The sequence below is a fragment of the Psychrobacter faecalis genome (genome assembly GCF_016107575.1).
GTDB classification, from domain to species: Bacteria; Pseudomonadota; Gammaproteobacteria; order Pseudomonadales; family Moraxellaceae; genus Psychrobacter; species Psychrobacter faecalis.
Genome location: NZ_JABAST010000037.1, coordinates 15,468 through 29,409, shown reverse-complemented (window position 1 = coordinate 29,409; position 13,942 = coordinate 15,468). Strand labels below are relative to the sequence as shown.

Annotated in this window: 13 protein-coding genes; 1 reads left to right on the top strand and 12 read right to left on the bottom strand. The window is 42.8% G+C overall.

From position 1 onward, the window contains the following. Positions 1-155: 155 nt before the first annotated feature. Positions 156-1,628, top strand: coding sequence for an ATP-binding protein (locus tag JFC07_RS10705; protein WP_068404246.1), 1,473 nt, complete (start codon positions 156-158; stop codon positions 1,626-1,628). An 85-nt stretch (positions 1,629-1,713) separates the two neighbouring features. On the opposite strand, the gene JFC07_RS10700 is transcribed toward JFC07_RS10705, so the two are convergent. The 12 genes from JFC07_RS10700 to JFC07_RS10645 all read right to left on the bottom strand — a co-directional run bounded on the left by JFC07_RS10700 (position 1,714) and on the right by JFC07_RS10645 (position 13,804). Further along, complete coding sequence (locus JFC07_RS10700; protein ID WP_068404248.1) at positions 1,714-1,893, bottom strand: hypothetical protein; 180 nt, start codon at positions 1,891-1,893, stop codon at positions 1,714-1,716. An 81-nt stretch (positions 1,894-1,974) separates the two neighbouring features. Next, complete coding sequence (locus JFC07_RS10695) at positions 1,975-3,660, bottom strand: ATP-binding protein (RefSeq protein ID WP_198329020.1); 1,686 nt, start codon at positions 3,658-3,660, stop codon at positions 1,975-1,977. A 366-nt stretch (positions 3,661-4,026) separates the two neighbouring features. After that, positions 4,027-4,743 (bottom strand): response regulator, encoded by a 717-nt coding sequence (locus tag JFC07_RS10690; protein WP_021812806.1) that lies wholly within the window; start codon positions 4,741-4,743, stop codon positions 4,027-4,029. Positions 4,744-5,511: 768 nt separating this feature from the next. Next, the gene (locus tag JFC07_RS10685; protein WP_068404252.1) at positions 5,512-5,928 is read right to left on the bottom strand and encodes a F0F1 ATP synthase subunit epsilon; all 417 of its coding nucleotides are present in this window, start codon (positions 5,926-5,928) and stop codon (positions 5,512-5,514) included. A 115-nt stretch (positions 5,929-6,043) separates the two neighbouring features. Beyond that, positions 6,044-7,477 carry a F0F1 ATP synthase subunit beta gene (gene atpD, locus JFC07_RS10680; protein WP_068404254.1) on the bottom strand — a complete coding sequence of 478 codons (1,434 nt, stop codon included), beginning with the start codon at positions 7,475-7,477 and terminating at the stop codon, positions 6,044-6,046. 50 nt (positions 7,478-7,527) lie between these two features. After that, positions 7,528-8,409, bottom strand: coding sequence for a F0F1 ATP synthase subunit gamma (atpG, locus tag JFC07_RS10675; RefSeq protein ID WP_068404256.1), 882 nt, complete (start codon positions 8,407-8,409; stop codon positions 7,528-7,530). Positions 8,410-8,655: 246 nt separating this feature from the next. Then, positions 8,656-10,200, bottom strand: a complete 1,545-nt coding sequence (gene atpA / locus JFC07_RS10670; RefSeq protein ID WP_068404258.1) for a F0F1 ATP synthase subunit alpha — start codon at positions 10,198-10,200, stop codon at positions 8,656-8,658. Between the two features lie 91 nt (positions 10,201-10,291). Continuing rightward, positions 10,292-10,915, bottom strand: a complete 624-nt coding sequence (locus JFC07_RS10665; protein WP_068404260.1) for a F0F1 ATP synthase subunit delta — start codon at positions 10,913-10,915, stop codon at positions 10,292-10,294. Positions 10,916-10,928: 13 nt separating this feature from the next. After that, positions 10,929-11,399: a F0F1 ATP synthase subunit B gene (locus tag JFC07_RS10660; protein ID WP_025651436.1), complete on the bottom strand. Its 471-nt coding sequence runs from the start codon at positions 11,397-11,399 to the stop codon at positions 10,929-10,931. 117 nt (positions 11,400-11,516) lie between these two features. Then, a complete protein-coding gene (gene atpE / locus JFC07_RS10655; protein WP_025651437.1) occupies positions 11,517-11,765 on the bottom strand; it encodes a F0F1 ATP synthase subunit C in 249 nt (82 codons plus the stop codon). Positions 11,766-11,798: 33 nt separating this feature from the next. Further along, on the bottom strand, positions 11,799-12,665 hold the full coding sequence (gene atpB / locus JFC07_RS10650) for a F0F1 ATP synthase subunit A (RefSeq protein WP_068404261.1): 867 nt from the start codon (positions 12,663-12,665) through the stop codon (positions 11,799-11,801). A gap of 731 nt (positions 12,666-13,396) precedes the next feature. Then, on the bottom strand, positions 13,397-13,804 hold the full coding sequence (locus JFC07_RS10645; protein ID WP_068404263.1) for an ATP synthase subunit I: 408 nt from the start codon (positions 13,802-13,804) through the stop codon (positions 13,397-13,399). Between the last annotated feature and the right edge of the window lie 138 nt (positions 13,805-13,942).

The following is a 13,942-nucleotide window of genomic DNA, read 5'->3' as shown; positions in this document are numbered from 1 at the left end:
TAGATTAGTGAGGTGCTCTTCTTTTTTCAATCACTTTCGAAGTTGAGAGTGGGGTTTTATATAGACATTCAATAAAAATACCTTACTTACCTGCTTTAGCTGCCATTTTAAAGAAAATCACCTTACCCATATTTTGATTAATTTTTTGGATATATATGACCACCGCAAAATCACAGCCACAGCGCAAAGGTTGGCTCGCACGCTCCTACTCTAACAGTTGGCTCACCACCTTGATGGTCGCTTTTATCGTCATTATTAGCGTCGGGGTGTCGATTTCGTTTTTTTGGCGCAGTCTGTATTTGCCAGAGCTTAAAAATCATGCGCGCTATCTGACCAGTGAATTACGCTTGATGAACAGCGTCAATAAAGACTGGAAAAATGTGCCGGCCGTCCGGCAATGGATTTATCAGCATTCGCATGTGGTGGTGGTCAATAATCCTAGCGATTTTCCGGTGATAGAAGATAAGGCGTTTGTTGGCGTCTTTACCGATGTATTGCAGCGCGAAATTGGCGCGCAACTGGGTCGTCCAGTAGAGGTATATTTTAAGTTTAAACCAACGCCGCAGCTGTGGGTGCAAGACAGTCGCGATACCAGCTTTTGGATTCGCGAGCCGGTGGTGTATTATTCGCAGTACAGTCCCGCTTTATTAGTATTGTTTTTAGTTGGCCTACCAATTTTAACCTTGCTGACCATTATTTTATTAGCGCGGCAATTAAATCGTCCACTACGCTATTTGCAGCGCGCGGCGACCAACTATATTCGCCTCGGCCACGCTACCACTTTACCGACCCATAATGGTCCCACTGAGATCCGCCAAGTCAATATGGCATTTAATCGCTTATTTACTACCCTCAATCAAGCACAAAAAGAGCGGACGATTATGCTGGCGGGTATCTCGCACGACTTGCGCACGCCGCTGACCCGTATGCGTTTAACCGCTGAGATGCTGCCTGATGAATTTTTTCGAGAAGGTTTGATTTACGATATCGAAGATATGGATGCGATTTTGGAGCAGTTTATTTCCTTTATGAAAGACGGTTCCGATGAGCCAGTGCGCCTGACCAATTTGGACACCATATTTAATGAAATTATGGTGCAATTTGCGCCGCTAGAGTTTATTTATCAATCCGAATGTCAAAAAATGGTGCCCGTGCGGCCAATGTCTATCAAACGCTTGGTGATTAACTTGGTCAATAACGCCAAACGTTACGGCAAACCGCCCATTTATTTATCCGCTACCGTGGTGCCGACATTCATAGAAAAAACGGTAGTAGAAGACAGCGATGTAGTGACTGAAAATGAGGTCAATAAAGAAGCAAAAGAGCAGTTATTGATATGCGTGCGCGACTGCGGTGCGGGCGTCGCAGAAGACCAATTAGAGCGTATCATGCAACCGTTTGAGCGCGGGGAGTCAGCGCGTACTACTCAGGGTAGCGGACTTGGTTTAGCAATTGTCGATCGTATCGCGCGTTTGCATCATGGGACGGTCGAGGCCATCAATCATCCAGATGGCGGTCTACAAGTCTGTGTTCGTATCCCACTTATTTCCAAAGTTGCCGGAGAGCCGCCATTGGCTGCTGATAATGATAAACCATTTAATGCTACTACCAATATAGACGACCAATAAAATAAATGAACGTTAAATAAATAGAAATAACAGACAACATCAGAGTGTGGCTAATAACTGATCGTTATTGGCCACTTTAATAGCCCTACTTTTTAGTACCAATAACTGGAGGAATGTACTCGGCACTATTGCTAAAGGTTAAAGGCTGGGTTATTTCTTGCTGCGCAGCCTTTAGCGTCTCAGTGCTGGTTGGCTGCTGCAAAAATAAATAATACCCAAGCGCTGCTGCGTTCAATACCACTAAACCACCAAATAAATACGGCATCCTTTGCCCTCCTTTACTATTAAGCTCATTTCAATCATTTTAATAAATTATCAATATCAATTTATCGGTCATTATAAAAGATTAAGCATCGAAATCGCGTTCACTTTTTTCTTGCGTCAACTCATCGGCAGCAAGGACTTGGGTCAATGGTTTAATCGGCCAAGTCATGACAAAGCGTGCGCCGCCAAGCTCACGGCTCTCGTCTACTTTCATATTGCCATTAAACCAAAAAGCGATACGCGATACGATAGACAAGCCCAAACCATAACCACCTGAGGCACGTGTACGACTATCGTCCAAGCGTGAAAATGGTATAAAGACTTTTTCACGGTCGGCTTCAGGAATACCGTGCCCATCATCTTCTACGCTGACAAAAGCATTGCCTTTTTTCACTCCCGCACTAATGATAATCGTGGTTTCGGCATAACGTAAAGCATTTCCGGCTAAGTTCTGAATCACCCGGTGCAGGTAACGTCTATCCGCAACCGCTGTCACTTTCGCATTTGGCAGATTGGTTACTATCTTAATCGGTTTGCCTAAAGCATTGGTTTCACGCTCAATTTGCTCAAGCAACTCGCGCAGATTGACCGGTTCTAAATCCAGTTTTGGTGAGCCTTCTTCAAGTTTGGCGTACGTTAAAATCTCATCAATCAAACCATTTAACGCTTCGATATCTTCATCAATATAATCACGCTGCATAAAGCGCGAATCTTCATCATCGGTATCTGCCAGCATATCGACAGCGAAACGAATACGTGCAACCGGCGTTCGCAGTTCGTGCGATACTGCCCGCGTCAGCTCGCGCTGCGATTCAATCAAACGCTTAATATGTGCCGTCATCGCATTAAAGGTCGCGGATAGACGCGCAATTTCATCTTGTCCGATAACCTGCACTTTGTTATCAAGATTGCCTTTACTGACTTCGTTAACGCCCACTTGAATCAGTTGCAGCTTGCGCTCTAGCGGGAAAATAAGCGCATACACGCCTAAGCTGATCAGGAACATACTGATCAAAATCATACTGACAATCAGATTGAGCGGGAACCAGTTAAACAAAGGTACCGGCCCGATTAAAATCGCCATATCATTGATTTCAGACGGCACGACCACTTTAATCGACGAATTACTTTTACTGGTATTGGTATCTTGTAATAAGATGACGACCTCATCGCGGCGTAAGCGTGCCATTTGATCGGGGTCTAAATTAAGGGTATTGATCGCTCTAAATTCTAATGGAAAAGAGAATTTTTCTTCTAGTTCTGCCAAACGCGCACGCTTATCGGATAAAGTCGCGTAATAAGACAAATCATCGAGCAAAAATACCGCGATAGCGCGTACTTGCTGCTCGGTCACTTGCGAGATACGTGCGGTTAAAACACTCTCGTTGTCTGGCAAGCGATAATAAACATCGGCGTAAATAGGCTGGGCAACATAGCGAACGACGGTATTGCCTTTTTCAAAACGGCGCAGCTCACTGGCATTAAAATCGACCTCGTTAATAGGCACAATGTTAAATTCTGCGCCAAATAAGCTACTAGCATCCGACAGCCAATACTCACGCTGCGATTCGCTTTCTTGATGGGCAATGCCTTCAGCAACGATATGAAAAGCGCCCGTAGCCATATTTTCGCGGTAAGATTGGACGCGTTCTTTATTGATCGTATCCATCAACAATTGCGCAAATAATGCCACACACAAACAGACAATGAGCAGTCCAGCATAAATACGAACAAAGATACTGTGTTTAAGAGAAGAAACTAATGACATACGTGCCGTGACCAACCTAATAAAAAATTATTGATAAAGGAAGAAGAGAAATTCTTGCAGCGCAATTTATCTCATATAATCAAAATATCCTAAAAACGCTACAGTGTTGCTGATATCAATTTTTTGTAGCCTCTGTCTGCGCAGGCACAGCAAGCAAGAAAAATTGATATTAGCAGTGCATGATGTATCGATATTACTTTTCACTCACTATACTATTAATCTAGCATCCATAATTATCGCTCAATTAAACCACATAACGCAGCATTTAAGTTTAAAAATTAAAGTTTAGACCATAAAAAACCAGCTTTACGCTGGTTTTTTATTAAAAAGTATTTTAGTAAAGAGAATTGCATTAACAATACGCTGTTAATTGCCTTCTTTAACGAACAAATAGCCTTTACTGCGCACGGTTTTGATACGTTTAGGATTTTCTGGATCATCACCAATTTTTGGACGGATACGCGAGATACGTACGTCGATTGAGCGATCTTGACCGTCATATTCGATACCCCGTAGACGCTCAAAGATATCTTCACGTGACAAGATACGACCAGCATTAGACGCAAGTAACCATAATAAATCATATTCGGCACTGGTGAAATCAACCAATTCATCACCCAAATTCACTGAGCGACCACCGTTATCGATAACCAACTCACCAAACTCAAGACGCTGCGGCACATCTTCTGATGGCGCATTTTCTGAGCGGCGTAATAAAGCACGGATACGGGCAAGCAATACACGTGGCTGCGCAGGCTTAGCGACATAGTCATCAGCGCCCATTTCAAGACCCAAAACCTGATCCATGTCTTCTGTGCGCGCGGTCAGCATCAAAATAGGATTCTGATAGTGGGGACGTACTTCACGGCATACCGTCAAGCCATCGCTACCAGGAAGCATGACATCAAGTACGACCAAATCTGGTTGTTCATTGACAATACGGCGAATGGCGCGATTACCATCGGTTTCAATTGCCACTTCTAAACCATTTTTAACCAAGTAATCTTGGGTCAACATAGCTAAGCGCTCGTCATCCTCAACAATCAAGATTCGGGGGGTGTTGTCTTCTTCATTCGTTGTCATTGTTATATCCTCTAATACATCTTATTTAAAAGCGGTGAAAATAAGAGCGGTAAATTAATAGCACCGTAACTCAATCAATTTGTAAGCCAATACAGGCAGTGACCGTAACACGGTTACAAACTTGGTAGCACAGTATACTATTAAACACACAGCTTCCTATACTATAGCTTATAGTTGGTAACAAAACCTATAAACTACGTCCTATAAAACGTTAGTTTGCGTCCAAAAATTATACCTCTTATTAACTTTAAAAGGCATAGGATAAATTTTATTCAATCATTCTACTGGTCTTATATCGAACCAACGCTTTAAAAGCCGAAATAATAAATGTCGTTAAATATCGTTAAAAAAGCTAATAAACTTTTAAAAGAAAAAACGTGGTTGCTACGCTCTAATATAACCATATATCTGCGTTGCCGCTAGTCACTTTTCCATCATTTTATGAAAATCAGTTTAGTTTTTGATAAATATTGCATAACCTAGGAGATATTTCAAATATAGGCAAAATATCCTAAAAACGCTACGGTATTGCTGATATCAATTTTTTGTAGCCTCTGTCTGCGGCAAGCACAGTAAGCAAGAAAAACTGATATCAGCAGTGCGTGCTGTATCGATATTACTTTTCACTCACTATAGTAAATATCTGAGCTATGGCAAATATTAAGCGCTAACTACTAAAAAGCTAACTATTAGAAGAACAGGCATAAAAAAACAGTCCCTAATGGACTGTTTTTATGTTTATAACAAAAACTAAAGCGTAACAATGTGCTAGGCGCGGTTTTTATATTTACGAATAGTCTGCAGCTGGGCGACTGATTCTGCCAATGACGCTAATGCCGCATTGGTTTGTACGGTATCAGATTGGTTGACCAGCATTTGCTCAGCTTTCTTACGTGCTTCAACGATTTTACTCTCATCAAGATTGTGTGCACGCATCGCGGTATCAGCAAGTACGGTGACCATTTTTGGTTGTACTTCTAACACACCGCCAGATACATAAATAACTTCTTCTCCACCGTTAGGTGTTTGTACGCGCATCGGACCGGGTTTTAGCAAAGTAATAAGCGGGGTGTGACCTGGCAATATACCAATTTCGCCTTCGGTACCACTAGCTATTAACATGCTAATTTCGCCTGAATACAACTCTTCACGAGCACTTACGACGCGACATTGTAATGTTGCCATACTTAATTCCTTACCATCAAAGCGCGATCAAAAAACAGTAAAAACTGCGATGCGTTACTGAGGAGTAGATATAAAGGTTATATTATACCTACTCGTTAGCCCATACCAATACCACTTACGCTGCAGAAGACTTCATTTTTTCTGCTTTAGCAACAACTTCGTCGATGCCGCCTGCCATATAGAAAGCTTGCTCTGGTAGATCATCGTACTCACCAGCGATGATTGCTTTAAAGCTAGCAATGGTATCGCGTAATGGCACATATTTACCAGGAGCACCAGTAAAGACTTCCGCTACGTGGAATGGCTGTGACAAGAAGCGCTGAATCTTACGAGCGCGATAAACGACCAGTTTATCTTCTTCTGACAACTCATCCATACCTAGAATGGCGATGATGTCTTTTAGCTCTTTATAACGCTGTAACACTTCTTGAACACCACGCGCAACGTTGTAATGCTCTTCACCGATAACCAATGGGTCAAGCTGACGTGAGGTTGAATCTAGTGGATCAACCGCAGGATAGATACCTTGTGAAGCGATATCACGGCTTAGTACCACTGTCGCATCCAAGTGAGCAAACGTCGTTGCTGGTGATGGATCGGTCAAGTCATCCGCAGGTACATATACCGCTTGTACCGAAGTAATTGAACCTGATTGCGTTGAAGTAATACGCTCTTGCAGCATACCCATCTCTTCAGCTAGCGTTGGCTGATAACCAACCGCTGATGGCATACGGCCTAGCAGTGCCGATACTTCAGTACCCGCTAGCGTATAACGATAGATGTTATCAACGAACAATAATACGTCACGACCTTTGCCAGTGGCAGGATCTTTGGTATCACGGAAGTACTCAGCCATGGTCAAACCAGACAGTGCAACACGTAAACGGTTACCTGGTGGCTCATTCATCTGACCATATACCATCGCAACTTTAGATTTGCTAAAGTCTTCAACGTTGACAACACCAGCCTCTTGCATTTCGTGATAGAAGTCGTTACCTTCACGGGTACGCTCACCGACACCAGCAAACACGGATAGACCTTCGTGTTTAAGGGCGATGTTGTTGATCAACTCCATCATGTTGACGGTTTTACCAACACCAGCACCACCAAACAGACCAACTTTACCACCTTTCGCAAACGGGCAAAGCAAATCGATAACTTTAATACCAGTCTCTAGCAGCTCAGTACTGTTTGACTGTTCTGCATAGCTTGGGGCTTCACGGTGAATAGACCAGCGCTCATCTGCTGCGACCGGACCTTCTTCATCGATAGGACGACCAAGAACATCCATGATGCGACCTAAGGTACCCATACCGACTGGTACAGAAATAGGTGCGCCTGTGTTGGTCACTGGTAGGTTACGTTTTAAACCTTCGGTTGAACCCATCGCAATAGTACGTACGATACCATCACCTAGCTGTTGCTGTACTTCTAGGGTGGTTTCAGTGCCGTCTACTTGCAAGGCATCAAAAATTTGAGGAACTTCGTTACGGTCAAACTCAACGTCAAGAACCGCGCCAATAATCTGTACAATACGACCGCTACTCATTGCGTTCTCCTTGAACTTCTGTATATAGTGGGTTTTATAAAGGGTTTCAATTATGAAACAGCAGCAGCACCGCCAACGATTTCCGAGATTTCTCGGGTAATCGCCGCTTGACGCAGCTTATTATAAACCAACTGTAAATCGTTAATTAGGTCACCAGCATTATCTGTTGCCGCTTTCATCGCAACCATACGTGAAGACTGCTCAGAGGCAATGTTTTCCATTACCGCTTGATAGACAATCGACTCGATATAGCGACCAAGTAATTCATCAATCAAGGTTTTAATGTCAGGCTCGTAGATATAATCCCAGCTCAGCTCTGTTTGTATACCACTTTCTTCATCACCAAATGAACCCTCTGGTAAAGGTACCAATTGGTTGACAATCGGTTTTTGAGTCATGGCGTTGACAAACTGGTTATAGACCACATAAATACGGTCTAATTTACCGTTGCTATAGTCTTCTAACATCGCTTGCACTGGCGCGTTTAATTGCTCAAACGTCGGTTTATCACCATAGTCAGTAACGGCTGAAGTGACTTTACCACCGAAGTTTTTAAAGAAACTCACGCCTTTAGCACCAATAACGGCAAACTCGGCTTGTACGGACTGGTCTTGATACTGCTGAATGCTTTTAGATAAAGCTTTGAATAGGTTAATATTCAAACCACCCGCTAGGCCGCGATCTGATGTGATGACGATATAGCCAACTTTATCAACGGGACGCGAGACCATATATGGGTGTTTGTAATCTGATGAGGCATGCACCAAATGCGAAATAACCCGGCGCATACTATCAGCATACGGGCGACCCACTTCCATGCGCTCTTGGGCACGGCGCATTTTACTAGCGGCTACCATTTGCATAGCGCGAGTAATTTTCTGGGTACTTTTAATACTGGTGACTTTGGCACGTATCTCTTTTAAGCTTGCCATAATGATTCCAATATAAGAGGGTTAAAAAGCATGGGCGTATGCAACAATCATTTAATATAAAACACTGAACTTATCGAAATAATGTCTTTACATCTTGTGGCATGACGCAATCTTAGACCTTTATTGGTTAAAATAGCGGCGCGATTATCTTAAAGGAAAATCTCTATACTTAAAATTTTTCAGATAATACGCCACTTTTTGCGCTCTAAAGCAGAGCGCTAACCACTTCAGGTTTAACCCGTTAAATTAATAACTGTGATTTTGTTTAAAGGTCTCTAAAGATGACTTTAAACGACCTGCGATATCATCATTATAATTCGCAGTGTCATCAATCTCACGCATCAATTCACTCTGCTCATCATGCATATAGCGTAAGTAAGCTTCTTCAAAAGAACCAATTTTTTCAACAGGAACGTCTGCTAAGAAGCCTTCGTTCGACGCATAAATAACGGCGGCTTGCTCAGAGATAGACATTGGCTGATATTGTTTTTGCTTCATCAATTCAGTCACGCGCTCACCATGATCAAGCTGTTCGCGAGTCGCATCATCAAGGTCTGATGCAAACTGAGCAAATGCTGCCAATTCACGATACTGAGCTAATGCAGTACGGATACCACCAGACAGCTTTTTGATAATCTTCGTCTGAGCAGCACCACCAACACGCGATACCGAGATACCAGCGTTGACTGCTGGACGGATACCTGAGTTAAATAAGCTAGACTCTAAGAAAATCTGACCATCAGTGATTGAAATCACGTTGGTTGGTACGAATGCAGAGACGTCACCAGCTTGAGTTTCAATGATAGGTAGCGCGGTCAAAGAACCGGTTTTACCAACCACTTCACCGTTGGTGAATTTTTCTACGTATGCCGCGTTTACGCGTGATGCACGCTCAAGTAAACGTGAGTGTAAGTAGAATACGTCACCAGGATAGGCTTCACGACCTGGCGGACGACGTAGCAATAGTGAAATCTGACGATAAGCAACGGCTTGTTTTGATAAATCATCAAAAACAATCAGTGCATCTTCGCCGCGGTCACGGAAGTATTCGCCCATCGTACAACCTGAGTACGGTGCGATATATTGAAGTGCTGCTGGTTCTGACGCTGAAGCGACCACCACAGTGGTATATTCAAGGGCACCAGTTTGCTCAAGCTTACGTACCACGTTAGCAATGGTAGAACGTTTTTGACCGATTGCGACGTATACACATTTAATACCAGATGCTTTTTGCGCAATGATCGCATCGATAGCCATCGCGGTTTTACCCGTCTGACGGTCACCAATGATAAGCTCACGCTGACCACGACCGATTGGAATCATGGTATCAACGGCTTTATAACCAGTCATGACTGGTTGATCAACTGATTGACGGTCGATTACGCCTGGGGCGATTTTTTCGACTTTATCAGTCATCTTGGCATCGATAGGACCTTTGCCATCAATAGGGTTACCTAACGCATCAACAACACGGCCTAGCAACTCAGGACCTACGGGTACTTCCAAAATGCGACCAGTACAATAGGCTTTTTGACCTTCTTGTAGTTTTAGGAAGTCGCCTAATACTACTGCACCAACAGAATCACGCTCTAAGTTAAGCGCCATTCCGTAGATTTCACCTTCAAACTCAATCATTTCGCCGTACATGGCATCTTCAAGACCATGAATCTGCACGATACCGTCAGATACTTTGACAATCGTGCCTTCATTCTTTGCAGTTGCACCCGCATCAAGGTCTTGAATACGCTGCTTAATCAGATTACTGATTTCCGCTGGATTCAATTGTTGCATTGCCTTGTTTCCTTTAATTTATGATAACCCGCCACTGACTTAAATGCTCTTATATCACGCAAGCTTTAGTAAGCTGCACGGATGATTGGCATTAGGCCGTTAGCTGTGTTTTTAACTGTTGTAACTTGCCACGCATCGAATCATCGATAACTTTGTCACCGACTTTAATCGTAGCGCCCGCCAATAGACTTGGATCAACCGACTCGTGAATCACCACGCTCGCATTGAGCGAGTCAGCAAGACGCGTTTGCAGCGTCTGACGCTGAGCATCAGTTAATGGATAAGCAGAGGTCACATAAGCGTCAAGCTGCTTTAAGCTTATTGCCTTGTGACGGCGATAATGCTCATAAACTTCAGGAAGCAGCGCCAGACGCTCTTGTTCTGATAACTGTTTAACGAAGTTACTAAGTGCTACTGATACTTTAGGATAGCTGGCGTTTTGGTCATGACGAGCCCCTTGGGTCTCACCTAATAACTGCTTAAAAGCAGAATCATTCGCGCTAGCTACTTGCGTATCATAAAGATCGACCAAAGCAGCTGACTTATGCTCAGCAGAAACAGCTGGATTGTCTAGCCAAGTACTGAACGACTTGTCATTGACAACGGTAGCGGCAATAAATAAGAAGTTTTCCCACTCATTTACTACCCCGTTTTCATTGGCATAGTCAAACGCGGCTTTAGCGTACGGTCGTGCTAAGGTTGATAAGTCAGCCATGATATCCTCACAATTACAGCTTCGCCGCCAGTTGGTCTAACATACTGGCATGTTTTTGCACATCGACTTTGTCTTGCAAAATCTTTTCAGCACCAAGTACAGCCAGTTCAGCAACTTGGGCACGCAATGATTCGCGCGCTTGATTGATTTCTTGGTCGATAGAGGCTTGCGCTTGTTGACGAATGCGTTCGCCTTCCGCTTGGGCTTGCAATTTTGCATCTTCAACAAGCTGATTGGCGCTCTTGTTCGCTTGCTCAATTAGCGCAGCAGCTTTAGTTTTTGCAACATCAAGCTCCTGCTGTACATTTTGCTCCGCGGTCGCTAAATCTGCTTTTGCTTTTTCTGCGGCGTTTAAGCCTTCAGCAATTTTACGCTGACGCTCATTAATGGCACCGATAAGTGGTGGCCACACGAATTTCATGCAAAAAATCACAAATATTGCAAAAGCAATGGCTTGACCGATGAGGGTAGAATTGATATTCACGTGATCACCTCTTTGTTAATGAAAAATCAGTTTCATTGATCATATTTGATAGCCAAACTTTGGCTATGTTTAATATACAAACTTTGACCACCAAACATTTACAACTGAGCTTTCTGATTAACCTGCTAGAGGGTTAGCGAACAACAATAGCATAGCAATACCAACACCAATCATCGGTACGGCATCAAGTAGACCTGCCACGATGAACATACGAGTTTGCAGTTGTGAACCAAGTTCTGGTTGACGTGCAACACCTTCTAAGAACTTGCCGCCTAGAATAGCAAAACCAATGCCTGTGCCAAGTGCGCCAAGACCGATAAGCAGTGCTACTGCGATAACTGTGTAACCACCTAATACTGGATCCATTGATGTATCCTCATTTACCTATTGAATGTATAATTAATGTTCAGTTGATGATGCAAGCGACATATAAACTATCGTCAACATCATAAATACGAACGCTTGAAGGGTAATAATTAAGATGTGGAAAATCGCCCACGGCACCGATAACGCCCATTGAATCCAAAACGGCATCAGGGCAATCAATACGAAGATTAGCTCCCCAGCATACATGTTACCGAACAGACGCAAACCTAGTGAAATGGGTTTGGCAATCAAAGTAACAAACTCTAAGATAAAGTTGATGGGGATTAAAATGATTTGCATGATTGGGTTTTTGGCGCTAAATGGATGCAGTGTTAACTCACCAATAAAACCACCCAACCCTTTTTCTTTAATACTGTAGTAAATAATCAGCGCAAAGACAGAAAATGACATGCCTAGGGTGATATTAGGGTCAGTCGTTGGTACAATCTTGAAGAACACGTGATGTGGATCATGACCCATCGCAGCGCCAACTTGACCTGCTAGACTTGGAATGAAGTCGATAGGCAATAAATCCATCAAGTTCATCAAGAAAATCCATACAAAAATGGTCAACGCTAGCGGCGCAATCAATTTTGACGTACCACTATAAGAATCGCGAACGTTGTTATCAACAAACTCAACGATCATCTCAACCGCTGCTTGAGTTTTGCCGGGAACGCCTGAAGTAACTTTTTTGGCAACCATCCAAAAGATGGCACAAAATAAAATACCCAGACCGATTGACCATAACATGGAGTCAAGATGGATAGCTTTAAAACCCATTAATCCTGCTTCTTCAGCAGTATGGGCAACTTTCCAACCTTCGCCCGGCAGATAGCCGTACGTCCAATTCGTTAAGTGGTGAGAGATATATTCTGATGATGTTTGCTCGGATGCCATAATGTAAGCTTCTTATTAATCAACGATTTAATCAACTACCAAAAAATATGGTTGTCATCTGATGAGGCGTTGGCGGTTTTATTTAATCTGCATTAAGCAAATCCAGAAAAACACTTACAGCCCTCATGTAACCAATAACATCCAACCCATAGCTCTATAACTACTCTGTTATTCTTAAATAATTAAGCGGAATAACCAATTTTTTTATTGCGGCGGCTCAATTTGATAGTCATGGATAAATTTTAGCTATCAAAAAAGGGCGCACGATTATTCATTAATGGCCCTTGCATATCTACGCAAATTTTTAAGTATGTGTTTACTTGTCTCGCTTTACTTTCCTCACACCCAATACGGTGCTCAGCAGCAAGACAGTTAGCTGTCTATATTAATGCAGCGTTGTAATCGTGTAAAGTCAATTATGACTTTTTTATTTACGGTATGAATACGTTAACCGCTGTTAACGTTCGCTACTATGGCTTTGCGTCTATCCATCAAAGCCGATAATTTAATTGTATTTGAACACTCTACTTAGAGAGAGGGTTACTTATCGCGATTTTTACGCTTAGATCTAGTTAAGCGTCTTTATTCATACTTTTATTGTAAAAACAGTTTTCAGTCACTTAATCATTGGTTGATGACTTTATAACAGTAATCTTAGAGAAGCTGGACCGCAGGATGACAAATGTACGTGCTGTATTATTGAGCTATTAAAATTATAATAGGTTCTAAATCTAGCGTATCTGCCACAACATCCAACTGTGACTAATCTGCATTACCATAAAACCGACGAATAGCGCAGGCGCTGATAGAGGTTGTATGGTAATAAAAATTAGTGCAAAACCACATACGGTCAGTAGCCATTTGACCATTTGACCACGATATAGCTGGCTGACAATGTGTCTGCGCGCGCGATATCCGGTATACCAAAAGATAAATCCAGCAAAGACCGCTTGGGTGGCAAAACTGAGTAGCGCCCCAATAGCGTTGCTCTTTGCAATAACAAGCGTATTGCCGTTATTACCCAACCAAGTAACATCTACTATCCAACCGAGCACAATCAGGATAAATAAAATCCATGCTTGGCGTTTTAGATAAATAGCAATCTTATCTCTTTGGGTGCGTTTGGCAGGTTTGGTCATTGATATTTCTATAGCTCTATAACGTGGGGACTATGCCGCACCGTTGCGACAATATTATCCGTGAATGGCTCACTCTACAGACGTTATCTTTTAACCAAAATAAAACGCCACTTATTATAGGGAGCAAGCAGATTTTAA